Origin of the sequence: Catellatospora bangladeshensis (genome assembly GCF_016862575.1) — a bacterium.
In the GTDB taxonomy this organism is placed as follows: Bacteria; Actinomycetota; Actinomycetes; order Mycobacteriales; family Micromonosporaceae; genus Catellatospora; species Catellatospora bangladeshensis.
Window position 1 is genome coordinate 207,977 of the sequence record NZ_BONF01000004.1, and the last position, 22,393, is coordinate 230,369.

Consider the following 22,393-nt stretch of genomic DNA (forward strand, 5'->3'; position numbering starts at 1 on the left):
GTCTCGTGTCCAAACCTGGGGTCCGGCCCGACCTTTGGACACGAGACCGCGATCTTCGCGGGTAGGCGTGGCGACGCCGGTGGCGAAGATCGCCGTCTCGTGTCACAACCTGTGCTCTGACCTCACATGTCGACACGAAGCCGCGATCTTCGCCAAACCCCACCGCCGCCCCACGGCCAAGATCGCGTCGATCTTGCGCGAAGTGTTAGGGATATGCCCGGAAAGGGCGAGTCGCACCCACAGTCCGCGCAAGATCGGCGCGGGAGAGGGGGTGGTGGCGCGGGGTGGGGGCGGGGTGGGGTGGGGCTAGAGGGGGGTGCGGGCGAGGAAGTCGCGGAGGCCGGCGCCTGGGGGGTCGTCGGGGTGGGCGGCTAGGCCGCGTTCGGCCCAGTGGCGGGCGAGGGTGGGTTCGTTGATGTCGGCCAGGGCGCGGGCGAGGCGGCCGTATTGGGCGGGGTGTTTGAGGTCGCCGCCGATGACCTCGATGAGGGTGGCGGTGTCGTGTTCCCAGCGGGCGAGGCGCTCGACGGCGTCGCGGGCGCTGAGGTCGCCGGGGTCGGCGGCCCAGCGGCGGCGGACGACGGCGCGGTAGTGGTCGAGGCCCTCCTTGCCGAGGGCGGGGCCGTAGGCCCAGATGTCGACGGGGCACCAGCGGCCCGCGTCGAACTGCACGGTGACGAGCCAGTCGGCCAGCTCGACGGGGTCGGGCGGGTCCTGGCGGCAGGCCTCGGCGTGGGTGGCCAGCAGGCGGCTGAGCAGGTTGTCCAGGGCGCCGGAGGCGTCGTCGGCGTGGTCGAGGGTGGTCAGCAGCAGCTCGACGGCGTGGGCGAGTGGCTCCCGGGCGATGGGGGCGCGGCCGGTGCGCACGAGGGTGGCCAGCTCCTCGGTGATCTGCGCGGCGTTCTCGGCGTGCCGGACGCTGGCCCAGTAGTCCAGGTCACCGGCAGTGGTGAAGGCCCGGGTCACCACGCCGGGCAGCGAGTCGTCGGGGTGCGCCTGCGGCGCGCGGCGCAGAGAGGTCGGCACCCCGCCATCATCGCTCCGCGAGGCGTCCGGCGGGGGCGGTCTGGGACCGGTTGACGCCCGGATCGGAATCCGTTGGTTACCGGACGGTGACCAATGTCCGGTCTGTTTCGGGCCTGGTCGCGCTGGGCGCGCTCCCAGCCGCTCCGGGGGCGTCGAAGCCGGTCGCCCAGACGACGCCGAGGGTGGCGACCCACACCGCGCAGGCGCCGGCCATGTGGAAACCGACCAGTACGGCGGGCAGGTGGGTGAAGTACTGCACGAAGCCGATCGCGCCCTGGGCGAGCGACACGGCGAGCAGGATCGCGCTCGCGCGGGCCATCGCGGGGGAGGGCACCGCGCGGGCGGCGAACCAGCAGGCCACGGCGAGGCCGAGCATGAGGAAGACGGCGTCCACGTGCAGCTGGGAGATCATCTCGGGGTTCAGGCCGGTGCGGCGGGCCTTGTCGTCACCGGCGTGCGGGCCGCTGCCGGTGACGATGACGCCGATCACCACGACGACGGCCGACGCGGCGGTCAGCGCCCAGGTCAGCCCGCGCAGCCGGACCGCGCCGGGAACGGCCTCGGGGCGGGGCACGGTGCGCTGCCAGAGGGCGTAGGAGCCCGCGATCATCACGGTGGAGAGCAGGAAGTGCAGGCCGACGACGTACGGGTTGAGGTCGGTGAGCACGGTGATGCCGCCCACCACGCCCTGCCCGGGGATGCCCAGCAGCAGGATGACGGACAGCGCGCGCAGGCGGGGGTGCCGCCAGGCGGCCAGCACCAGCAGCACCGCGATCGCGCCGAGCACGAAGGTGAGCAGCCGGTTGCCGAACTCGACCGCGCCGTTGATCCCCATCGCGGCGGTGGTGGTGTACGAGTCCTCGGTGCACTTGGGCCAGGTGGGGCAGCCCAGTCCGGAGCCGGTCAGCCGGACCGCCCCGCCGGTGATCACGATGCCGATGTTGCCCGCCAGCCCCGCGAGCGCGAGGCGGCGCTGGGTGAGGGGGCCCGCGTCGAGCAGCCGCCGGGTCGCGGGCACGCGCTCCAGCAGCCTGGTCAGCCGGGGGAGCGGGGAGGCGGGGGCGGGCTCGACATCTCGCACGAAACGATGGTAGGCGTGCGTTCCGGGCGCGCCGAGCGCGGGCACGCGTAGTGTCACGTGTCACGCCGGGGGCGGTTTGCGCACGTCGAACTAAATAAGTCACACTGGCGTAGTGAAAAAGGGTGCGGTGGTCGTCGAGCCATCCGATCGGCGCTCGGGCCATCCGGCCACGCGCGATCGGGTGATCGAGCTGCTCGCCCAGGGCCCCGCCACCGCGGCGGCGCTCGGCGAGGAGCTGGGCCTCAGCCCGGCCGGCGTCCGGCGCCACCTCGACGCGATGTTCGCCGAGGGCCTGGTCACCGCCCGCGAGCAGGTGCTGCGCGGGCCCCGCGGCCGGGGTCGCCCGGCCAAGCTGTTCCTGCTCACCGACGCCGCCCGGGACGGGCTCGGCCGCCACGCCTACGACGGCCTGGCCGCCGCCGCGCTGCGCTGGATCGCCGAGCGCGGTGGGCAGCAGGAGGTCGCCGCCTTCGCCGCCGCTCAGGTGGCCGCGCTCGAGGAGCGCTGCGAGTCCGCCGTACGCGACTCGGGTGATGATCCTCTCGCCCGCGCGGAGGCGCTCGCCGAGGCGCTGACCGCCCAGGGATACGCTGCGAGCGCGTCCACGATCGCGACCGGCGGGCAGCTGTGCCAGCACCACTGCCCGGTGGCGCACGTCGCCGCCGAGTTCCCGCAGCTGTGCGAGGCCGAGACCGAGGTGATCGGCCGCCTGGTCGGCACGCACGTGCAGCGGCTCGCGACGATCGCGCACGGCGACGGGGTGTGCACCACTCACATCCCGGGCTTTGCCCGGGATCAGCAGCTCAAGCCGCCGAAACGTACTCAGCTTCTTCAGATCAACGACCGCGCCACGATAGGGACGGACTCATGACCGAGCAGATCACCACGACCGAGGACCAGCTCGCTGGCCTGGGCAAGTACGAGTACGGCTGGGCGGACCCGGACCTGGCCGGTGCCAACGCGCAGCGCGGGCTCAACGAGGCCGTGGTGCGCGACATCTCGGCGAAGAAGAACGAGGCCGACTGGATGCTGGAGCTGCGGCTCAAGGGGCTGCGCCTGTTCGGCCGCAAGCCCATGCCGAGCTGGGGCGCCGACCTGTCGGACATCGACTTCGACAACATCAAGTACTTCGTGCGCTCGACCGAGAAGCAGGCGGCCTCCTGGGAGGAGCTGCCCGAGGACATCAAGAACACGTACGACAAGCTCGGCATCCCGGAGGCGGAGAAGCAGCGCCTGGTGGCCGGTGTCGCGGCGCAGTACGAGTCCGAGGTCGTCTACCACGCCATCCGTGAGGACCTGGAGCAGCAGGGCGTGCTGTTCCTGGACACCGACACGGCGCTGCGCGAGCACCCGGAGCTGTTCCAGGAGTACTTCGGCACCGTCATCCCGGTCGGCGACAACAAGTTCGCCGCGCTGAACACCGCCGTGTGGTCGGGCGGCTCCTTCATCTACGTGCCGCCGGGCGTCAACGTGGAGATCCCGCTGCAGGCCTACTTCCGGATCAACACGGAGAACATGGGCCAGTTCGAGCGGACCCTGATCATCGTCGACGAGGGCGCGTACGTGCACTACGTCGAGGGCTGCACCGCGCCGATCTACTCCTCCGACTCGCTGCACAGCGCGGTCGTCGAGATCGTCGTGAAGAAGAACGCGCGCTGCCGCTACACCACCATCCAGAACTGGTCGAACAACGTCTACAACCTGGTCACCAAGCGCGCCGTGTGCCACGAGGGCGCGACCATGGAGTGGGTCGACGGCAACATCGGCTCCAAGGTCACCATGAAGTACCCGGCGGTCTTCATGGTCGGCGAGCACGCCAAGGGCGAGGTGCTGTCGGTGGCCATGGCCGGTGAGGGCCAGCACCAGGACGCCGGCGCCAAGATGGTGCACGCGGCCCCGCACACGTCCAGCACGATCATCAGCAAGTCGATCGCGCGCGGCGGCGGCCGGACCTCGTACCGCGGCCTGGTCCAGGTGCTGGAGGGCTCGCACCACAGCAAGAGCACGGTCAAGTGCGACGCGCTGCTGGTGGACACCATCTCCCGCAGCGACACCTACCCGTACGTCGACATCCGCGAGGACGACGTGGCCATGGGCCACGAGGCGACCGTCTCCAAGGTCAGCGACGACCAGCTCTTCTACCTGATGAGCCGGGGCCTGTCCGAGGACGAGGCGATGGCCATGATCGTGCGCGGCTTCATCGAGCCCATCGCCAAGGAGCTGCCGATGGAGTACGCGCTGGAACTGAACCGACTGATCGAACTGCAGATGGAAGGCGCCGTCGGCTGATGACCACCGAAGCAATCGCACCGCCCAAGACCAAGTCGCAGGCGCTGCGTTCGTTCCACGCCGCCGATTTCCCGGCGCTCACCGGCCGTGAGGAGGAGTGGCGCTTCACGCCGCTCAAGCGCCTGCACGGGCTGGACCGGATGTCGGCCGGGGACGTCTCCGGCGAGGCGGCGCACTGGCCGGCGATCGGCCACGGCGCGCTGCCCGAGGGCGTGACGGTCACCGGGATCGGCCGCGACGACGCCCGGATCGGCAGCGTGCTGACGCCGTTCGACCGGATCAGCGCGCTGGCGTTCGAGTCGTTCGAGACGGCGACGCTGGTGCGGATCGCGCCCGAGGCGACCCCGGCGGAGCCGGTCGTGCTCAAGGTCGACGGCGGCCTGTCCGGCACGCCGACCTTCGGCCACACCTTCGTGGAGGTCGGCACGTTCGCCGAGGCGACGCTGGTGCTGGAGCAGACCGGTTACGCCACGCTCGCGGACAACGTCGAGATCGCGGTCGCCGACGGCGGCAGGCTGACCCTGGTCACGGTGACCGACTGGGCCGCCGACGCGGTGCAGGCGCAGCACGTCAAGGTGCGGCTGGGGCGCGACGCCCGGATCCTGCACGTGCAGGTGACCCTGGGCGGCAACCTGGTGCGCCAGTTCACCAGCGTCGACTACACCGGCCGCGGCGGCGAGGCGGAGCTGTACGGGCTCTACTTCGCCGACGGCGAGCAGCACCTGGAGCACCGCCTGCTGGTCGACCACTCGGTGCCGGACTGCACCTCGTACGTGGGGTACCGCGGCGCGCTGCAGGGCGACGGCGCGCACACCGTCTGGGTCGGCGACGTGCTGATCCAGGACCAGGCCACCGGCACCAGCACCTACGAGGTGAACCGGAACCTGCTGCTGTCCGACGGCGCGCGGGCCGACTCGGTGCCCAACCTGGAGATCGAGACCGGCGAGATCGTCGGCGCGGGCCACGCCTCGGCGACCGGCCGCTTCGACGACGAGCAGCTGTTCTACCTGATGGCCCGGGGCATCCCGGAGGCCGAGGCGCGCAAGCTGGTCGTCCGCGGCTTCTTCGCCGAGCTGCTCGGCAAGATCCCGGTCGAGGAGCTGCGCGAGCGGCTCGGGGCGGCGATCGAGCAGCGTCTGGAGAAGGCGGGCGCGTGACCGAGTTCCTGAGGGCCTGTGCCGCCGACGAGATCGCCAAGGGGGCGGCGCTCGCGGTGGACCTGGACGGCACGCCGATCGTGCTGGTGCACGCGGAGGACGACGGCTTCTACGCCGCGTACGACGAGTGCTCGCACGCCGCGGTGGCGCTGTCCGAGGGTGAGGTCGACGGCTGCACCCTGGAATGCTGGCTGCACGGATCGCGTTTCGATCTTCGTACCGGCGAACCCTCCGGGCTGCCCGCGACCGAACCCGTCCCCGTCTACCCCGTCGAAGTACGCGACGGCGATGTCTACGTCAGCCTGACGCCAAGCAATGGAGTAACCCGATGAGCAAGTTGGAGATCCGCGACCTTCAGGTGTCGGTGAAGCTGCCCGAGGGCGAGCTCAAGCCGATCCTGCACGGTGTCACGCTGACCGTGGAGTCGGGCCAGACGCACGCCATCATGGGCCCGAACGGGTCCGGCAAGTCGACGCTGGCCTACTCGATCGCGGGCCACCCGAAGTACGAGATCACCGGCGGCTCGGTGCACCTGGACGGCCAGGACGTGCTGGCCATGAGCGTGGACGAGCGCGCCCGCGCTGGCCTGTTCCTGGCGATGCAGTACCCGGTCGAGGTCCCCGGCGTCTCGGTGGCCAACTTCCTGCGTACGGCCAAGACCGCGATCGACGGCGAGGCGCCGAAGCTGCGCACCTGGGCCGGCGAGCTGAAGGGCTCGATGGAGAAGCTGGGCATGGACCCGGCCTTCGCCCAGCGCAACGTCAACGAGGGCTTCTCCGGCGGCGAGAAGAAGCGGCACGAGATCGTGCAGCTGGAGCTGCTCAAGCCGAAGATCGCCATCCTGGACGAGACCGACTCCGGCCTCGACGTCGACGCGCTGCGGGTGGTGTCGGAGGGTGTGAACCGGGTCAAGGACGCCAACGACACCGGCGTGCTGCTGATCACGCACTACACGCGGATCCTGCGCTACATCAAGCCGGACTTCGTGCACGTGTTCGTGGCCGGCCGGATCGCCGAGGAGGGCGGCCCGGAGCTGGCCGACAAGCTCGAGGCCGAGGGTTACGTGAGCTACACCGGCGCGGCCGCCGTGGGCGCCTGAGGGAGCTGAAGATGACGACGTTGACCATCCCGGCCGGGATGCCGCAGTACGACGACAAGCCGCGCTTCGACGTGGAGCGCGTGCGCGCCGACTTCCCGATCCTGGACCGGGAGGTCAACGGCCACCGGCTGGCGTACCTGGACAGCGGCAACACCTCGCAGAAGCCGCGCCAGGTGATCGAGGCGGTGGCGGACTACTACGCCCGCCACAACGCCAACGTGGCCCGCTCGGTGCACACGCTGGGCACCGAGTCCACCGAGCTGTATGAGGGCGCCCGTGCCAAGGTCGCCGCGTTCATCGGCGCGAACAGCCCGGACGAGATCGTGTTCACCAAGAACGCCACCGAGGCGCTGAACCTGGTCGCGCACGGCTTCGGCTCCCACGCCGACGACCCGCGCTTCCGGCTCGGCCCCGGCGACGAGATCGTGATCTCGGAGATGGAGCACCACTCCAACATCGTGCCGTGGCAGCTGCTGTGCCAGCGCACCGGCGCGACGCTGCGGTGGTTCGGCATCACCGAGAGCGGCCGCCTCGACGAGAGCAACCTCGAAGAGCTGGTCAACGAGCGGACGAAGATCGTCTCGATCGTGCACATGTCCAACGTGCTCGGCACGGTCAACGCCACCGCCCGGATCACCCAGCGGGTGCGCGAGGTCGGCGCGCTGCTCATGCTCGACTGCTCGCAGTCGGTGCCGCACCTGCCGATGGACGTCGTCGACTACGACGTGGACTTCATCGCGTTCACCGGGCACAAGATGCTGGCCCCGACCGGCATCGGTGTCCTGTGGGGGCGGCAGGAGCTGCTGAACGCGATGCCGCCGTTCCTGGGCGGCGGCTCGATGATCGAGACGGTGAAGCTGACCGGCTCGACGTACCTGCCGGCTCCGGCCCGGTTCGAGGCGGGCACCCCGCCGATCGCGCAGGCGGTCGGGCTGGGCGCGGCCGTCGACTACCTGACCGAGATCGGCATGGACGCGGTGGCCTGGCACGACAAGGAGCTGACGGCGTACGCGCTGGACGCCCTGGCCACCGTGCCGGACCTGCGCATCTACGGGCCCGAGGTGCCGGTGGGGCGGGGTGCGACCATCTCGTTCACGCTCAAGGGCATCCACCCGCACGACGTCGGGCAGGTGCTCGACTCGCTCGGCGTGCAGGTGCGGGTCGGCCACCACTGCGCGCGGCCGATCTGCGATCGTTTCTCGGTGCCGGCGCTCACCCGAGCCTCGTTCTACCTCTACACGACGACCGACGAGGTCGACGCGCTCGTGCGCGGCCTCGAGCAGGTGCGGAAGGTCTTCGCCTAGCCATGCAGCTCGACCAGCTCTACCAGGAGATCATCCTGGACCACTACAAGCACCCGAAGGGCCGGGGGCTCCGTGAGCCCTACGCCGCGGACGTGCACCACGTGAACCCGACCTGCGGCGACGAGATCACGCTGCGGGTCGCCCTGGACGGGGAGACCATCAGCGACGTCTCGTACGACGGCCAGGGCTGCTCGATCAGCCAGGCCTCGGCGAGCGTGCTGCACGAGCTGGTGACCGGCCGCAAGATCGCCGACGCGCTGGCCGTGCACGCCGCGTTCGTCGAGCTGATGGGCGGCAAGGGCCAGATCGTGCCGGACGAGGAGGTGCTGGAGGACGCGGTCGCGTTCGCCGGCGTCGCCAAGTATCCGGCCCGAGTGAAGTGCGCCCTGCTGTCCTGGATGGCGCTGAAGGACGCGGTCGCCCAGGCCGTCGCCCTCGAGAAGGAGGAAGTGTGATGAGCGAGACCGACATCGCCGAGGGCGCCGTCGACACCACGCGCACGTCGGAGCAGGAGGCCGCGCTCGCCGCGGAGGCCACCACCGACGCGGTCGCGACGAGGACCGTCAAGAAGGCGGAGCTGGACGACGTCCGGGAGGCGATGAAGGACGTCGTCGACCCTGAGCTCGGCATCAACGTCGTCGACCTCGGCCTGGTGTACGGCGTGCACGTCGACGACGACAACGTCGCGACCCTGGACATGACGCTGACCTCGGCCGCCTGCCCGCTCACCGACGTGATCGAGGAGCAGACCCGCGCCGCGCTGTGCACCGGCCCCGGCGGCGGTCTGGTCAACGACATGCGGATCAACTGGGTGTGGCTGCCGCCGTGGGGCCCCGACAAGATCACCGACGACGGCCGCGACCAGCTCCGCTCCCTCGGCTTCAACGTCTGACCGTCTCTTCCGCGAAGGGCGCCCCGCCACCCGGCCGGGCGCCCTTCGCGCGCCCGCACCCCGCGCCCGCCCCGCACCCCGCGCCCGCCCCGCGCCCGGCTCGGCCCGCCTCGCCCAAGATCGTCCGACTTGCCAGGCACATGGGCGTATCCGGGCTCATGATTCGCCCACCTGCCGGGCAAGTCGGACGATCTTGGCGCGGTCCGCGGAGAGGGCGGCGGATAATGCGGTTGATGACCTTCGGGCTGCCGTAGGAGGCTCGCGCCCATGCGCATCGCCACCCTTGCCGAACGACCCGACCTCGAAGACGCCCTGTGGAACATGCCCACGGCGTGGCCCGAGTTCATGCTGCACGACCCGATCTCGAACCTGTACTACGGCCTGTGCACCCGGCTGTGGCCGGAGTACATCCTGGTCGCGGAGGATCCGGCGGAGCCCGGCCGGATCGTGGCCAAGGGGCACAGCGTGCCGTTCGTGCTGCCGGTGGGCGACGAGCTGCCGCTCGACGGCTGGGACGGGGCGCTGCGCCGGGCGATGCGGGCGAAGGCGGTGGGGGACACCCCCAACATCGTGTCCGCAATCGAGATCTCGGTGCGCCCGGACCGGCAGGGCACGGGCCTGTCCGCGCTGATGCTGGCCGCGATGCGGGACAACACCGCCCGGCTGGGCTTCGCCGACCTGGTCGCGCCGGTGCGGCCCAACGGTGCCAAGGACCCGCTGGAACCCATGACGGAGTACGCGTACCGCACGCGCGACGACGGCCTGCCGGTGGACCCGTGGCTGCGGGTGCACGTCCGGGCCGGCGGCATGATCGAGAAGATCGCCACGCGCTCGATGGTCATCCCCGGCACCTGCGCCGAGTGGGCCGAGTGGACCGGCCTGCCGTTCGACAAGACCGGCCCGGTGCTGGTGCCCAGGGCGCTCACCCCGGTGCACAACGACGCCGAGCACGACTGGGCCGTGTACGTCGAGCCCAACGTGTGGATCCGGCACCGCACCGGCGCCTGAGACATCGACCGGAAAATACGTCGCGGACCTGGGGCGCGACCAGCAGAATCGCTCGCATGACTGATACCTGCCCGCGCCTCGCGCCCCTGTCCGCCACGGCGGAAGGACGGGGCCGACAGCAGCGTGGGTCCGAGTCCGGAGCGAGCCTCTCGCAGTCGTGACCGCCGCCTTCGTGGCGGGGCTGCTGGCGGGGTACGGCGTGGCCGTGCCCGTCGGCGCGATCGCGCTCCTGCTGATGAGCCTCACCGCCCGTACCTCGCTGCGGATCGGCGCTGCCGCCGCGCTCGGCGTGGCCGCGGCGGACGGCATCTACGCCCTGGTGGCCGTGCTCGGCGGGGCGGCGCTGGCCCGCTTCATCGAGCCGATCGCCACCCCGCTGCGCTGGGTCGCGGTGGCCGTGCTGCTCTACCTCGCGGGGCACACCGCGGTGAGCGCGATACGCCACTACCGTGATCCGGCCAGGGCGAAGGAGACCAGGCTGCTCGACTCTCCCGGACGGGCCTTCCTCGCCCTGCTCGGACTGACCCTGCTCAATCCCATGACCATCGTCTACTTCGGCGCGCTCGTGCTCGGCGGCCAGGCCGTCGACGGCCTGACCGGGGCACAGGGGGCGGTGTTCGTCAGCGCGGCGTTCCTCGCCTCGGCCAGCTGGCAGCTGTCCGTCGCGGCGGGCGGCGCGCTGGTTGGCCGGGTGCTCGGCACACCGCGCGGACGCCTGGTCACCGCCCTGGTGTCCAGCCTGGTGATCTCGGTGCTCGCCCTGGCTCTGGTCGTGGCAGAGTAGGCGCATGCTGCCTTCCCCCGCCGCGCTGCTGCTCGATTTCGGTGGGGTGATCGTCGAGTCTGGACGGTCACCCCACGACCGCCACTCCGCGCTGATCCAGCGGGTGCATCGGCTCACCGCGGGGGCGGTCGCCGAGGAGCAGATCCGCGAGGCGCTGGACCGGGCCAAGCAGGCCCGCTCGCGGCTGCGCGAGGACGACGAGGAGTGCCTGGAGATCACCCACGAGCACCTCTGGGGCGAGCTGATCGCCGCCGAGTGGCCCGCGGTGGCCCGGGCCACGGTGCTGGTGCACGCCACCGACCTGACCCGGCAGTGGGCCCGGCGCACGGACTGGAAGCTGCGACCCGGCATCGCCGACCTGCTCGACTTCACCGTCGGGCGGGGCATGCCGGTGGCGGTGGTCAGCAACACCCCGTGCGGGCAGGCGCACCGCGACGCGCTCGACGACTTCGGGCTGACCGGGGCCGTCGCCGCCCAGATCTACAGCGACGAGCTGGGCGTGTACAAGCCGCACCCCAGCATGATCTGGGCGGCCGCCCGGGAGCTGGGCGTCCCCGCCGCCGCGAGCTGGTTCGTGGGCGACCAGCCGCACCGTGACATCGCGTGCGCGCGGCGGGCCGGGGTGGGAGCGGCCATCCTCATGCCCGAGGGGGAGCCGCGCGAGGCCGGCGAGCACACCCCCGACGCCGTGGTCGCCGACGGTAACGAGCTGCTCGACCTGCTGCGCAAGTCGCTGTAACGGTGCATCGGCGGGCCCGAGCGGCGCCGTGCCTCGCTGCGGCGGCGCCTCGCCCGGCCCGTCTGTGGTGGCGGATCGCCGCGCACGGGGCACGGGGGCTCGGCTCGCCGCGGTCAGGGCCGGGCGCCGGGGTGATGGTGGCGCTGCGCTCGGCGCTCGGCCATCGCCTGCATGGCGGGCAGGAGTGCCAGCAGGGGCAGCGCCAGGCTGCCCAGGAACAGCGCGGCCACCAGAGTGGCGAGCATGGCGCTGCTGGAGATGACGCCGCGGCGCACCGAGCGCTGCACCGCCTCCTGGCGGCCGGGGCGCTGCAGCGGCTTCCGGTCGCGGATGCGCAGGGACAGCAGCAGGCCGCTCAGCGCGATGAACAGCAGATTGATCATGTAGAGCACGGTGGCGCCGTGGGACTGGTTCACCTCGTAGGTCAGCACCGCCGTCGGCACCGGCAGGAAGACCACGCCCAGCAGCCACAGGCTGTTCAGCAGCATGATGCCCTCCCCGACGTCGGCGAGGTTGTCGAAGACCCGCCGGTGCACCATCCAGAACAGCGACACCACGGCGAACGACATCACGAACGCGGCGAAGTCGCCCGCATGCTCGCGCACCATGTCGCGCACGGTCTCGGTCCCCGCCTCCTGGGCGATGCCGGCCAGCGGCAGCACCAGCAGGGTCAGCGCGATCGCGACGACCCCGTCGGTGAACGCGGTGAGCCGGTTCAGCGAGCGGGACTCCTCCTTCACACCTCGTCCCTACCACAGCGGACCTGGTCAGCTCAGGTGCTTGAGCGCTTCCCGCCGGGACAGCCCGGACAGCCCGGGCTGCGCGGCCACGAACTCGCGTACCGCCGCGGGGTCGGTCTTGGCGTGCTCGCGCAGCGCCCAGCCGATCGCCTTGCGGATGAAGAAGTCCGGGTGCGGCGCGAGCTCGGCGCAGTAGCGCAGCAGCCGTTCGGCGTCGGTGCCGGCCTTGTACGTCAGCTGGTGCAGCAGCGCCGTGCGGGCGAGCCACAGCTCGTCCCCGGCCGCCCACGCGTCCATCACGCGCACCAGGTGCGGGTGGCGGGCCACCAGCGCGCCGACCACGTGCGCGGCGAGCGTGTCGACGGTGTCCCACCACGACTTGGTGACGATCAGGTGCCGCGCGGTGTCGAGGAAGCCCGCGTCGAGCGTCCGGGCGTGACGGCGCAGCAGCACGCAGGCGGCGTACTGGAACTCCCGCTCGTCGCGCGCCCAGCAGTCGAGCGCGGCCTCCCGCAGCGTCGCGGCGTCCGGCCGGGGCGACCCGGCGAGCACCGCCCGGACCGTGGCCTGCACCTGCGGCGCGGGCACTCCGAGGAACGGGAACTGCTCGCGCAGGTACGCCCGCATCGCCGGAGCGCGGGCCGGATCGGCGGCGGCCGTCAGGCGCGCGGCCAGGGCGCCGGTCAGCGCGAGTCCGGCGGCCCGGGGATCGGCGGCCGGTGCCGGACCGCCCCCGCGTGCTGCCCCGGCCATGCCACCTCCTGCATATTGGCCTGCGATTTCCGCCCACGGCGGGTGGAATACTGCGAATCATGGACAGTACTCCGCCCGCGGCCGGCTTCGCCGCGCACTGGTCCGCCGTCGAGCCCGGTTACCTGAACACGGCCAGCTTCGGGCTGCCGCCGGACCGGGCCTGGGACGCCCTGCAGGCCGCCCAGGCCGACTGGCGGCGCGGGCGCACCTCGTGGGAGGGCTGGGGCGAGTCCACCGACCGGGCCCGGCAGTCCTACGCCCGCCTCATCGGCGTCGACGCGGCCGACGTCGCGATCGGCGCGCAGGTGTCGCAGCTGCTCGCCCCGGTCGCCGCGGCGGTGCCGGACGGGGCGGCGGTGCTGGTGCCGGAGCTGGAGTTCACCTCGGCGGTGTTCCCGTTCGCGGTGCACGCCGACCGGGGCGTGACCGTGCGCACCGCGCCGTTCGAGCGGCTCGCCGAGCGCATCGACGCCTCCGTGGACGTGGTGTCGTTCGGGCTGGTCCAGTCGTCGGACGGGGCGGTCGCCGACTACGCCGGGATCGTCGCCGCGGCCCGCGCGGCGGGTGCGCTGGTGGTCGTCGACGCCACCCAGGCGTGCGGCTGGCTGCCGTTCGACGGCTCGCTCGCCGACGTCGTGGTCACCGGGGCGTACAAGTGGCTGATGTCACCGCGCGGCACCGGCTTCGTGTATCTCGCGCCCGCCGCCCGCGAGCGGATGCGCCCGCTGGCCGCGAACTGGTACGCCGGGGAGGACGTGCACGGCTCGTACTACGGGCTGCCGCTGCGGCTGGCCAAGGACGCGCGCGCCTTCGACATCTCGCCCGCCTGGCACCCGTGGGTCGGCACCGCGCCCGCGCTGGAGCTGATCGAGGAGCTGGGCGTGGCCGCGATCCACGCCCACGACCTCGCGCTCGCCAACCGGTTCCGGGCCGGGCTCGGGCTGCCGGCGGGGGACAGCGCGATCGTTTCCGTGGACGTGCCCGGCGCCGACGCGAAGCTGGGCGCCGCGGGCATCCGTACGGCCGTGCGCAACGGGCGGATCCGCGCGTCGTTCCACGCGTACACCACGGAAGCCGATGTGGACGCCGCGCTGAACGCGCTGGTGGGCTGATGGTCGCGAAACCGGCCGCCGGTGGCGGGCGCTGGGCCGACGTCGAGCCGCGACGGCTGCGCCGCTGGCTGGACGGCTTCTACTCGCGCCATGACGGCGCGGAGGAGGACGGGCTGAAGCTGTCCGCCGCCAACGGCGACACCGCCGAGCTGCTGCCACCGCCCGGCGTCACCGACGTGGCCGACATCGACGGGCTGCTCACGGCCCTGGCCGTGCCGCGCCGGCTGGGGTTCCTGCTGGCCAGGCGCAACGCGGTCGCGGTCGGGGTCGCCGACGGCGACGAGCTGGTCAGCTCCAAGGTGGACACGTTCTACGTGCAGGGCCGTACGGCGGCCGGGGGCTGGTCACAGCAGCGCTACGCGCGCCGCCGGGAGAACCAGGCCGCCGGGGCCGCCCGCGACGCCGCGGACATCGCCGCGCGCATCCTGCTGCCGTACGCCGACAGCCTGGCGGCCCTGGTCTGCGGCGGAGACCGCGCCACCGTCGACGAGATCCTCCTCGACAAACGCCTGGCGCCCCTGCTCCCGCTCCGCCACGACCGCCTCCTCGACGTCCCCGAGCCCCGCCACGCCGTCCTCGTCGAAGCGCTCACCACCGCCCAAGCCGTCCGCATCCACCTGGTCCCGTAACCCCAAGACCATCGGACTTGCCTGGCAGACGGGCGTATCGAGGGTCAAGATGCGCCCGTCTGCCAGGCAAGTCGGTGGATCTTCGCGACGCGGCGCGGCGCGACGCGGCGGGCGGCGTTCGGCGGGCGGGTCAGCGGGAGAAGGTGTCGCACTGGCGGGGGTCGCCGGTGCGGTAGCCCTGGTTGAACCACTGCTGGCGCTGTTCGGAGCTGCCGTGGGTGAAGGCCTCCTGGTTGATGCGGCCGCCGGCCTTCTGCTGGATGGCGTCGTCGCCGACGGCGGCCGCGGCCTCCAGCGCCTGGTCGATGTCCTGCTGGGTGACGCTCTTGAACAGGGGCTGGCCGGTGGCGTCGGTGGTCTTGGCTGCCGCGTTGGCCCAGACGCCCGCGTAGCAGTCGGCCTGCAGCTCCATGGCGACCGAGTACTTGTTGGCGTTGGCGGGGTCGCGCTGCTGGGCGCGGCGCACCTGCGCCTCGGTGCCGAGCAGGGTCTGGATGTGGTGGCCGTACTCGTGGGCGAGTACGTACGCCTGCGCGAACTGGCCCTTCGCGCCGAAGCGGTTGGCCAGCTCCTCGTAGAAGCTCAGGTCGATGTAGACGTGGTTGTCGCCGGGGCAGTAGAACGGGCCGACGCCGGCCGTGGCCGGGCCGCAGGCGGTGGACACCGAGCCGGTGAAGAAGCGGGTCGTCGCGGGCGTGTACTGCTGGCCGAGGTACTGCGGCATGGCCGCGCGCCAGTACGCCTGGATCGAGTTGATGTAGAGCAGGTTGCGGCAGGCCGGGTTGTCGAACCGGTTCGGGTTCGAGCGGTCGCACTGCTGGGCGAGCGCGGTGCTGTTGACGTCGTTGGGGCCGGGCTGCTGCTGCCCCGGCTGGCCGGGGTTGAGCCCGCCCACGCCGCTGAACAGGCTGGAGCCGCCGCCGGTGCAGATGAGCAGGCCGACGCACAGGGCGCCGACCAGCAGCACGGCCATGCCGATCTTGCTGCGCATGAGCATGGGCAGCAGGCCCGCGAGGCAGCCGGCGCCCGCGCCGCCCATACCCCCGCCGCCACCTCCGCCGAACGGCGGGAAGCCGCCCCCGCCGCCGCCTCCGCCGCCGGAGCCGCGCATGTCCTCGACCTGTGACGGGTCGAGCTCTGCGTTCTCGTTGATGCTCACGCAAGCCAGCGTAGGCAGTTTTGTGGTGAATCACACCCAAAATGGGGCGGCCCGGGGTAAAGCCCAGGCGAGCTGCCGCGCGCGGCTCGGTAGAATGGGCAGTCCTTCCTCGTGCCACCCGGTGGCCCACCCCTGACCTGGGAGAGTTACATGATCACGGCCACCGGTCTGGAACTGCGCGCGGGCGCGCGCATCCTGCTCGGGGACACCACCCTGCGGGTGCAGCCCGGCGACCGCATCGGTCTGGTCGGGCGCAACGGCGCGGGCAAGACCACCACGCTCAAGGTGCTCGCCGGTGAGGGCACGCCCTACGCCGGGAAGGTCGACACCCGCGGGCCGGTCGGCTACCTGCCGCAGGACCCGCGCACCGGCGACCTCGGCATCACCGCCAGCGACCGGGTGCTCTCCGCGCGCGGGCTGGACGTGCTGCGCAACGAGATGAAGGAGCTGGAGCCGAAGCTCGCCGACGACGAGCGCTTCATGCGCCGCTACGGGCAGCTGGAGGACCAGTTCTCCGCGCTCGGCGGCTACGGTGCCGAGGCCGAGGCCGCCCGCATCTGCTCGAACCTCGGCCTGCCGGATCGGGTCCTCCAGCAGACCCTGGGCACGCTGTCCGGCGGCCAGCGCCGCCGGGTGGAGCTGGCCCGCATCCTGTTCCGGGACGCGACCGAGACCGGCGGCGGCATCCTGCTGCTCGACGAGCCCACCAACCACCTCGACGCCGACTCCATCACCTGGCTGCGCGGCTTCCTCGCCGGGCACAAGGGCGGCCTGATCGTCATCTCCCACGACGCCTCGCTGCTGGAGGCGGTCGTCAACAAGGTGTGGTATCTCGACGCCAACCGCTCGGTCGTCGACTCGTACAACATGGGCTGGAAGACGTATCTCGAAGCCCGGGAGACCGACGAGCGCCGCCGCAAGCGGGAGCGGGCCAACGCGGAGAAGAAGGCCGGCGCGCTCATGGCGCAGGCCGACAAGCTGCGGGCCAAGGCCACCAAGACGATCGCCGCGCAGAACATGGCCAAGCGCGCCGAGAAGATGATCGCCGGGCTGGACGAGGTGCGCGCCGCCGACAAGGTGGCCAAGGTGCGCTTCCCCACCCCGGCCGCGTGCGGCAAGACCCCGCTGACCGCGGAGGGACTGTCCAAGTCGTACGGTTCGCTGGAGATCTTCACCGACGTCAGCGTCGCGGTGGACCGCGGCTCGCGGGTCGTCATCCTGGGCCTCAACGGCGCGGGCAAGACCACGCTGCTGCGCATGCTCGCGGGCATGCTGGAGCCGGACACCGGCGAGGTGAAGGCGGGCCACGGCCTGCGGCTGGGCTACTACGCCCAGGAGCACGAGACGCTCGACGTGGACCGGACCATCCTCGACCACATGCGCTCGGCCGCCCCGGAGCAGACCGACACCGAGCTGCGCCGGATCCTGGGCGCGTTCCTGTTCAGCGGGGACGATGTGGACAAACCGGCCGGGGTGCTCTCCGGCGGCGAGAAGACCCGGCTCGCCCTGTCGACGCTGGTCTGCTCGGGCGCCAACGTGCTGCTGCTCGACGAGCCCACCAACAACCTCGACCCGGTCAGCCGCGAGCAGGTCCTCGACGCCATCGCCCGCTACCCCGGCGCGATCGTCCTGGTCACCCACGATCCCGGCGCCGTCGCCGCCCTCAAGCCCGACCGCGCCATCCTCCTGCCCGACGGCGACGAGGACGCCTGGAGCGACGACCTCCTCGAACTCGTCGAACTAGCCTGACAAACGAAGGAAGGGCACCTTCTTATCGCTTTGCGTAGAGGAAGGTGCCCTTTTTAACGCGCGCCGCCGATTACCAGGGCGTCGACAGGACCGCTTCGATGATCATCGCGGAGGCGGCGCCCACGGCGACCAGGAGCAGGGGAGCGGGGACGGGGTCGCCGCCGGGGCGTTCCGGGGCGACGGCGGCGATGGTGAGCCACGGGAAGTACGGCAGCCAGGCGTGCTCGACGCCGCCGCGCGCCAGCCCCGCGCCGACCGAGAACAGCACCGCCGTGGCCGCGCCGACCAGGAACGGCCAGCCGGGGGTGTTGCGCACCTTGCGCAGGCTGGCGTACAGCGGCGGGCCGACCGCCAGCAGCAGCGCGCACACGCTGATCAGGCCCCACCACATGGCGCTGCGGTGCGGCTCGATGCGCTCGGCGAAGTCGGCGTACGCCGTGCCCAGCCCGTCGGTCCAGGTGAAGCCGAGCTTCGCCGCGCCGAGCACTGGCAGCAGCACGCCCAGCCCGGCGAACATGTTCAGGGCGGCCCGGCGCCGCGCGAAGTTCAGGAACACCACGGACAACCCCAGCCAGGCCACGGCGTACGAGAACAGCGCCGCGACGCCGAGCAGCAGCCCGGCCAGCACCGCCCACAGCGCCGCGCGCCAACCGTGGCGCCGGGTCGCGCGCACCCCGGCCAGCGTCATCGCCGCGCCGAGCGTGGCCACCACGGCGTCCATCGACACCGCCGTCCACACCGCGTACGGCGCCAGCGCCAGCACGGGCGCGTACGGGCGCGCGGCGGCCTCGCCGCTCATGTCGCGTACGGCGGCCAGCACCATCGGCACGGACAGCGCGCCGACCGCGGTCACCAGCAGGCCCAGCGCCAGGTGGTCGGTGACGCCGAGCCGCTGCACGGCCCACAGCAGCAGCACCGGCGCGGGCGGGTGGCCGCGCGTCGCCGTGGTGTGCTCGGCCGAGCGGCCCGTGAAGGAGCTCAGGTACGCCAGCGGATCGTCGCCGACCTCCTGTACGTCACCGAGGTAGCTGTCCGGGGTGAGCGAGCGGGTCAGGCCGCCGGCGCCGTCGACGAGGGCGAGCGAGACGGCCCACGCGAAGAAGGCGACGGTGGCCCCGGTGCTCACCGCCCACCACGGCAGTCGATGGATCCAGCCGCGCCAGGCGGCGCCGAGCACGGCGACCGCGACGAGCGGCGCCAGCAGCGAGGCGGGCGACAGTTCGAAGCGGTAGCTGCCGAGGAACGGCGCGCTGGCGGTGCCCAGCCGGGCGCCGCCGCGCACCGCCAGCCAGGTCGCCAGCAGGCCGATGCACACCAGCACCAACCAGCCGAACAGGTCTCGCCGTTCGCGGTCGCGGGTGCTCAGGGGGTCAGCGGTGGTCACGGTCGGACACGCTATCGGGTACCCGACAGCACCGTGCGTGTCGGTTGGCATGGAATTGATATCTAGCGCATGATCGTCGGAGGCGGTCTAATAGGTTGGACCGCATACCGCATCGTCCGGGACGTGAGGATTTCAACATGGCAGCCACCGGCACAGCTACCACCACCGAGAAGGGTCGCCGGATCGTCGGGACCGAACGCCAGACGCTCGCCAAGGACCTCGTGAAGCGCTACACGTCGGGTGAGTCCATCCGCGCGCTGGCCGCGTCGACTGGCCGTTCGTACGGATTCATCCACCGGGTGCTCACCGAGTCCGGTGTCGCGCTGCGGCAGCGCGGCGGAGCACGTCGGCGCAAGAAGGCATGATTCGCCCGCGCCACGCCGAGCAGTGGGAGCCGGCCGATGCCTGACATGGCAGCGACCGGCTTTCGCATGACCGTGGACGGTCCGGTCGCGACGGTGACATTGGACCGCCCGGAGGTGCGCAACGCGCAGACCCCGCAGCTCTGGACGGGTCTTGCCGCGGCCGCACGGGGGCTTGCCGGCGATGTGCGCGTCGTGGTCGTACGCGGAGAAGGGCGGTCCTTCTCCGCGGGCCTCGACCTGAAAGTGGTGCAGGGTGGCGAGTTCCAGGAGCTCGCCACGCTCGACCCGGAGGAGTGCGCGGACCGGATCGCCGGGTTCCAGCAGGCCTTCTCCTGGCTCCGCCGGCCCGACCTCATCACCATCGCGGCGGTGCAGGGCCACGCCATCGGCGCGGGCTTCCAGCTCGCGCTGGCCTGTGACCTGCGGATCGCCGCCGACGACGCGCTCTTCGCGATGGCGGAGGTGACGCTGGGGCTCGTGCCGGACCTCACCGGCACCAAGCGCCTGGTGGAGCTGGTCGGCTACGCCCGTGCGCTGGAGCTGTGCGTGACCGGGCGCCGCGTCGGGGCCGCCGAGGCGGACCGGATCGGCCTGGTCAACCTGGTGGTGCCGCGTGACGAGCTGGACGCCGCCGCGGCCGATCTGGCCGACGCGGTGCTGGCCGCGCCGCGCGACGCGGTCGTCGAGATCAAGGCCCTGCTGGCGGCGGCGAGCGGCCGCGGCTACGCCGAGCAGGAGCGCGCCGAGCGGGAGGCGCAGACGCGCCGCATCCGCGATCTGGCCGGGCTGGGCGAGTAGGAATCCGCCTCCGCGGCGCCGATCGTCCTTTTCCGCGTTCGTTGATACGCCCTTTCGGGTGTCCTCCCCATGGCTGATTCGCGATGGTGGAAAGGACGGTTCCCGCTCATTCCTCCGGTGCGGGGACTACGCGGCGCGATGGTGCGCCCCGGATCGCGGAATAGTTAATAAGCCCGGCTAAGGAATTTTCACTCGGCGCCGCACGTTGAGCGGCACGGCAGGGCTTAGAGGGAGGTATGCGGGTGAGTTTCGGAGGCGGCCCCGGCGGCGGTATGGAATCGCTCATGCGGTCGATGCGCCGCGGGCAGAGCGTGGAGAACCGCAAGATCGGCAAGTTGACCGCGCGGCGGATCCTGGGCTTCGCCCGGCCGTACCGCAAGGAGATCACGGTCTTCCTGCTGACGGTCGTGCTGGCCGCGGTCATCGGCGTGGTCACCCCGCTGCTGGCGGGCCGGGTCGTCAACACGATCGTGCCGGAGGACGGCAAGCCGCTCGCCGCCGACGCGGGCCGCACGGTGATCGTCATCGCGCTGGTCATCGCGGCGCTCGCCGTCGTCAGCGCGCTGCTGTCGCTGGCCGAGCGCTTCTACTCCAGCCGGATCGGCGAGGGCCTCATCTACGACCTGCGCACCCGCGTCTACGACCACGTGCAGCGGATGCCGGTGCAGTTCTTCACCCGGGCGCAGACCGGCGCGCTGGTCAGCCGGCTCAACAACGACGTGCTGGGTGCGCAGCGCGCGTTCACCTCGACGCTGTCCGGCGTGGTCGGCAACATCATCCAGCTGATCCTCACCGCCGGGGTCATGCTGACCCTGTCCTGGCAGATCACCGTGCTGTCGCTGGTGATGCTGCCGCTGTTCATCCTGCCCGCGCGCCGGGTGGGGCACCGGCTGGCCGCGATCACCAAGGAGTCGTACGACCTCGACGCGCGCATGAACGCCACCATGACCGAGCGGTTCGGGGTGGCCGGGGCGCTGCTGGTGAAGCTGTTCGGCCGCCCGGAGATCGAGGCGGGGCGGTTCGCCGAGCGCGCCGGGCGGGTGCGCGACATCGGCGTGCAGAGCGCCATGTACTCGCGCACCTTCTTCGTCGCCATGATGCTGGTCGCCTCGCTGGCCCAGGCGCTCGTCTACGGCCTGGGCGGCTGGTACGCCGTACAGGGCGTGCTGGACGCGGGCACCGTCGTGGCGCTGGCGCTGCTGCTGGTGCGCCTCTACGGCCCGATCACCGCGCTGTCGAACGTACGCGTCGACGTGATGGGCGCGCTCGTCTCCTTCGACCGCGTCTTCGAGGTGCTCGACCTGCCGCCCGCGATCGCCGAGCGGCCCGGCGCGGTGGACGTGCCGCCGCGCGCGGCCAGGGTCGAGTTCCGGGACGTGACCTTCCGCTACCCGGCCGCCGCGGAGATCTCCCTGGCCTCGCTGGAGGACGTGGCGACCCTGGAGCGCGCCGCCGCCGAGCCGGTGCTGCGGGGCGTCTCGTTCACCGTCGAGCCCGGTCAGCTCGTCGCGCTCGTCGGCCCGTCCGGTGCGGGCAAGTCCACCACCTCGATGCTGGTCAGCCGCATGTACGACGTGACCTCCGGCGCGGTGCTCGTCGGTGACGTGGACGTGCGTGACGCCACGCTGCAGTCGCTGCGCGACACCATCGGCGTGGTCACCCAGGACGCCCACCTGTTCCACGAGACCATCGCGGAGAACCTGCGCTACGCCAAGCCCGACGCCACCGACGACGAGCTGTGGGCCGCGCTGGCCGCCGCGCAGATCGACACCCTGGTCCGGGCCACCCCCGACGGCCTCGACACGGTGGTGGGCGAGCGGGGCTACCGGTTCTCCGGCGGCGAGAAGCAGCGCATCGCCATCGCCCGGCTGCTGCTCAAGGCCCCGTCGATCGTCATCCTGGACGAGGCCACCGCGCACCTGGACTCCGAGAGCGAGGCCGCGGTGCAGCAGGCCCTGTCCACCGCGCTCGCGGGCCGCACCGCGCTGGTCATCGCGCACCGGCTGTCCACCGTCCGCGAGGCAGACCAGATCCTGGTCCTCGACGGCGGCCGGATCGTCCAGCGCGGCACCCACGAGCAGCTGCTCGCCGAGGGCGGCCTCTACGCCCACCTCTACCGCACCCAGTTCGCGGTCACCGACTCCCCCCGCCTCGCGGACACCCCCGCCTGACGGTGGGGTTGATCGGGAGTTCGTGTCGCAAAGTGTGGTCTGGGCCCAGGTTTGGACACGAATTGGCGATCTTGGTGGGCCGGCTGGGCGGCTCGGGGTGGGCGGGTCCGCGGGTTGATCGGGAGTTCGTGTCGCAAAGTGTGGTCTGGGCTTA

Annotated in this window: 23 protein-coding genes; 17 read left to right on the top strand and 6 right to left on the bottom strand. The window is 71.9% G+C overall.

Annotated elements, in window-relative coordinates; all coding sequences use genetic code 11:
• Positions 1 to 306 precede the first annotated feature (306 nt).
• Together Cba03nite_RS02710 and Cba03nite_RS02715 are read right to left on the bottom strand one after the other, a co-directional pair.
• The gene (locus Cba03nite_RS02710) at positions 307 to 1,026 is read right to left on the bottom strand and encodes a hypothetical protein (RefSeq protein ID WP_203741327.1); all 720 of its coding nucleotides are present in this window, start codon (positions 1,024 to 1,026) and stop codon (positions 307 to 309) included.
• A 76-nt stretch (positions 1,027 to 1,102) separates the two neighbouring features.
• Positions 1,103 to 2,026, bottom strand: coding sequence for a COX15/CtaA family protein (locus tag Cba03nite_RS02715; RefSeq protein ID WP_203741423.1), 924 nt, complete (start codon positions 2,024 to 2,026; stop codon positions 1,103 to 1,105).
• Positions 2,027 to 2,219: 193 nt separating this feature from the next.
• On the opposite strand from Cba03nite_RS02715, the gene Cba03nite_RS02720 reads away from it, so the two are divergent.
• From Cba03nite_RS02720 to Cba03nite_RS02770, 11 genes are all read left to right on the top strand, one after another.
• A complete protein-coding gene (locus Cba03nite_RS02720) occupies positions 2,220 to 2,978 on the top strand; it encodes a helix-turn-helix transcriptional regulator (RefSeq protein WP_239125409.1) in 759 nt (252 codons plus the stop codon).
• Positions 2,975 to 4,396: a Fe-S cluster assembly protein SufB gene (gene sufB, locus Cba03nite_RS02725; protein WP_203741329.1), complete on the top strand. Its 1,422-nt coding sequence runs from the start codon at positions 2,975 to 2,977 to the stop codon at positions 4,394 to 4,396. Before Cba03nite_RS02720 ends, sufB begins: the two co-directional genes overlap by 4 nt.
• Positions 4,396 to 5,553: a Fe-S cluster assembly protein SufD gene (sufD, locus tag Cba03nite_RS02730; RefSeq protein ID WP_203741331.1), complete on the top strand. Its 1,158-nt coding sequence runs from the start codon at positions 4,396 to 4,398 to the stop codon at positions 5,551 to 5,553. Before sufB ends, sufD begins: the two co-directional genes overlap by 1 nt.
• Entirely contained in the window at positions 5,550 to 5,885 is a 336-nt protein-coding gene (locus Cba03nite_RS02735) for a non-heme iron oxygenase ferredoxin subunit (RefSeq protein WP_239125410.1), read from the top strand. The genes sufD and Cba03nite_RS02735 overlap by 4 nt, the downstream gene beginning before the upstream one ends.
• Positions 5,882 to 6,652 carry a Fe-S cluster assembly ATPase SufC gene (gene sufC, locus Cba03nite_RS02740; protein ID WP_203741333.1) on the top strand — a complete coding sequence of 257 codons (771 nt, stop codon included), beginning with the start codon at positions 5,882 to 5,884 and terminating at the stop codon, positions 6,650 to 6,652. The genes Cba03nite_RS02735 and sufC overlap by 4 nt, the downstream gene beginning before the upstream one ends.
• 11 nt (positions 6,653 to 6,663) lie before the next feature.
• The gene (locus tag Cba03nite_RS02745) at positions 6,664 to 7,956 is read left to right on the top strand and encodes a cysteine desulfurase (protein ID WP_203741335.1); all 1,293 of its coding nucleotides are present in this window, start codon (positions 6,664 to 6,666) and stop codon (positions 7,954 to 7,956) included.
• Between the two features lie 2 nt (positions 7,957 to 7,958).
• Positions 7,959 to 8,411, top strand: a complete 453-nt coding sequence (gene sufU / locus Cba03nite_RS02750) for a Fe-S cluster assembly sulfur transfer protein SufU (protein WP_203741337.1) — start codon at positions 7,959 to 7,961, stop codon at positions 8,409 to 8,411.
• The gene (locus Cba03nite_RS02755) at positions 8,411 to 8,848 is read left to right on the top strand and encodes a metal-sulfur cluster assembly factor (protein WP_239125411.1); all 438 of its coding nucleotides are present in this window, start codon (positions 8,411 to 8,413) and stop codon (positions 8,846 to 8,848) included. The genes sufU and Cba03nite_RS02755 overlap by 1 nt, the downstream gene beginning before the upstream one ends.
• A 267-nt stretch (positions 8,849 to 9,115) precedes the next feature.
• Entirely contained in the window at positions 9,116 to 9,856 is a 741-nt protein-coding gene (locus Cba03nite_RS02760; protein ID WP_203741339.1) for an N-acetyltransferase, read from the top strand.
• 157 nt (positions 9,857 to 10,013) lie between these two features.
• Complete coding sequence (locus Cba03nite_RS02765; RefSeq protein ID WP_203741346.1) at positions 10,014 to 10,640, top strand: LysE family transporter; 627 nt, start codon at positions 10,014 to 10,016, stop codon at positions 10,638 to 10,640.
• A 4-nt stretch (positions 10,641 to 10,644) separates the two neighbouring features.
• Positions 10,645 to 11,379 (top strand): HAD family hydrolase, encoded by a 735-nt coding sequence (locus Cba03nite_RS02770; RefSeq protein WP_203741347.1) that lies wholly within the window; start codon positions 10,645 to 10,647, stop codon positions 11,377 to 11,379.
• Positions 11,380 to 11,492: 113 nt separating this feature from the next.
• Here the strand turns inward: Cba03nite_RS02770 and Cba03nite_RS02775 are convergent, their stop codons facing one another.
• Positions 11,493 to 12,119 carry a TMEM175 family protein gene (locus Cba03nite_RS02775; protein ID WP_203741348.1) on the bottom strand — a complete coding sequence of 209 codons (627 nt, stop codon included), beginning with the start codon at positions 12,117 to 12,119 and terminating at the stop codon, positions 11,493 to 11,495.
• Between the two features lie 27 nt (positions 12,120 to 12,146).
• A complete protein-coding gene (locus tag Cba03nite_RS02780; protein ID WP_203741349.1) occupies positions 12,147 to 12,872 on the bottom strand; it encodes a DNA alkylation repair protein in 726 nt (241 codons plus the stop codon).
• A gap of 59 nt (positions 12,873 to 12,931) precedes the next feature.
• Here Cba03nite_RS02780 and Cba03nite_RS02785 point away from each other — a divergent pair, with 59 nt between their 5' ends.
• Positions 12,932 to 13,984, top strand: a complete 1,053-nt coding sequence (locus tag Cba03nite_RS02785) for an aminotransferase class V-fold PLP-dependent enzyme (RefSeq protein ID WP_203741350.1) — start codon at positions 12,932 to 12,934, stop codon at positions 13,982 to 13,984.
• On the top strand, positions 13,984 to 14,613 hold the full coding sequence (locus tag Cba03nite_RS02790) for an acVLRF1 family peptidyl-tRNA hydrolase (protein ID WP_203741352.1): 630 nt from the start codon (positions 13,984 to 13,986) through the stop codon (positions 14,611 to 14,613). Before Cba03nite_RS02785 ends, Cba03nite_RS02790 begins: the two co-directional genes overlap by 1 nt.
• Before the next feature lie 130 nt (positions 14,614 to 14,743).
• Here the strand turns inward: Cba03nite_RS02790 and ypfJ are convergent, their stop codons facing one another.
• Positions 14,744 to 15,772, bottom strand: coding sequence for a KPN_02809 family neutral zinc metallopeptidase (gene ypfJ / locus Cba03nite_RS02795; RefSeq protein ID WP_203741354.1), 1,029 nt, complete (start codon positions 15,770 to 15,772; stop codon positions 14,744 to 14,746).
• 150 nt (positions 15,773 to 15,922) lie between these two features.
• Here ypfJ and Cba03nite_RS02800 point away from each other — a divergent pair, with 150 nt between their 5' ends.
• Entirely contained in the window at positions 15,923 to 17,521 is a 1,599-nt protein-coding gene (locus Cba03nite_RS02800; protein ID WP_203741356.1) for an ABC-F family ATP-binding cassette domain-containing protein, read from the top strand.
• 70 nt (positions 17,522 to 17,591) lie between these two features.
• On the opposite strand, the gene Cba03nite_RS02805 is transcribed toward Cba03nite_RS02800, so the two are convergent.
• Positions 17,592 to 18,905 carry a glycosyltransferase family protein gene (locus tag Cba03nite_RS02805; protein ID WP_239125412.1) on the bottom strand — a complete coding sequence of 438 codons (1,314 nt, stop codon included), beginning with the start codon at positions 18,903 to 18,905 and terminating at the stop codon, positions 17,592 to 17,594.
• Positions 18,906 to 19,042: 137 nt separating this feature from the next.
• Between Cba03nite_RS02805 and Cba03nite_RS02810 the strand changes: the two genes are divergently transcribed.
• The 3 genes from Cba03nite_RS02810 to Cba03nite_RS02820 all read left to right on the top strand — a co-directional run bounded on the left by Cba03nite_RS02810 (position 19,043) and on the right by Cba03nite_RS02820 (position 22,239).
• The gene (locus Cba03nite_RS02810) at positions 19,043 to 19,270 is read left to right on the top strand and encodes a helix-turn-helix domain-containing protein (RefSeq protein ID WP_120315961.1); all 228 of its coding nucleotides are present in this window, start codon (positions 19,043 to 19,045) and stop codon (positions 19,268 to 19,270) included.
• 45 nt (positions 19,271 to 19,315) lie between these two features.
• Positions 19,316 to 20,068: an enoyl-CoA hydratase/isomerase family protein gene (locus Cba03nite_RS02815; RefSeq protein ID WP_203741432.1), complete on the top strand. Its 753-nt coding sequence runs from the start codon at positions 19,316 to 19,318 to the stop codon at positions 20,066 to 20,068.
• 236 nt (positions 20,069 to 20,304) lie between these two features.
• Positions 20,305 to 22,239, top strand: a complete 1,935-nt coding sequence (locus tag Cba03nite_RS02820; RefSeq protein ID WP_203741358.1) for an ABC transporter ATP-binding protein — start codon at positions 20,305 to 20,307, stop codon at positions 22,237 to 22,239.
• Positions 22,240 to 22,393 lie beyond the last annotated feature (154 nt).

What these genes read in the sequence shown, in the direction of transcription:
- sufB (WP_203741329.1), top strand. Translation starts at nt 2,975, where the DNA reads ATGACCGAGCAGATCACCACGACCGAGGACCAGCTCGCTGGCCTGGGC.
- sufD (WP_203741331.1), top strand. Translation starts at nt 4,396, where the DNA reads ATGACCACCGAAGCAATCGCACCGCCCAAGACCAAGTCGCAGGCGCTG.
- sufC (WP_203741333.1), top strand. Translation starts at nt 5,882, where the DNA reads ATGAGCAAGTTGGAGATCCGCGACCTTCAGGTGTCGGTGAAGCTGCCC.
- Cba03nite_RS02745 (WP_203741335.1), top strand. Translation starts at nt 6,664, where the DNA reads ATGACGACGTTGACCATCCCGGCCGGGATGCCGCAGTACGACGACAAG.
- sufU (WP_203741337.1), top strand. Translation starts at nt 7,959, where the DNA reads ATGCAGCTCGACCAGCTCTACCAGGAGATCATCCTGGACCACTACAAG.
- Cba03nite_RS02755 (WP_239125411.1), top strand. Translation starts at nt 8,411, where the DNA reads ATGAGCGAGACCGACATCGCCGAGGGCGCCGTCGACACCACGCGCACG.
- Cba03nite_RS02760 (WP_203741339.1), top strand. Translation starts at nt 9,116, where the DNA reads ATGCGCATCGCCACCCTTGCCGAACGACCCGACCTCGAAGACGCCCTG.
- Cba03nite_RS02770 (WP_203741347.1), top strand. Translation starts at nt 10,645, where the DNA reads ATGCTGCCTTCCCCCGCCGCGCTGCTGCTCGATTTCGGTGGGGTGATC.
- Cba03nite_RS02780 (WP_203741349.1), bottom strand. Translation starts at nt 12,872, where the DNA reads ATGGCCGGGGCAGCACGCGGGGGCGGTCCGGCACCGGCCGCCGATCCC.
- Cba03nite_RS02785 (WP_203741350.1), top strand. Translation starts at nt 12,932, where the DNA reads ATGGACAGTACTCCGCCCGCGGCCGGCTTCGCCGCGCACTGGTCCGCC.
- Cba03nite_RS02790 (WP_203741352.1), top strand. Translation starts at nt 13,984, where the DNA reads ATGGTCGCGAAACCGGCCGCCGGTGGCGGGCGCTGGGCCGACGTCGAG.
- Cba03nite_RS02800 (WP_203741356.1), top strand. Translation starts at nt 15,923, where the DNA reads ATGATCACGGCCACCGGTCTGGAACTGCGCGCGGGCGCGCGCATCCTG.
- Cba03nite_RS02810 (WP_120315961.1), top strand. Translation starts at nt 19,043, where the DNA reads ATGGCAGCCACCGGCACAGCTACCACCACCGAGAAGGGTCGCCGGATC.
- Cba03nite_RS02815 (WP_203741432.1), top strand. Translation starts at nt 19,316, where the DNA reads ATGGCAGCGACCGGCTTTCGCATGACCGTGGACGGTCCGGTCGCGACG.
- Cba03nite_RS02820 (WP_203741358.1), top strand. Translation starts at nt 20,305, where the DNA reads ATGCGGGTGAGTTTCGGAGGCGGCCCCGGCGGCGGTATGGAATCGCTC.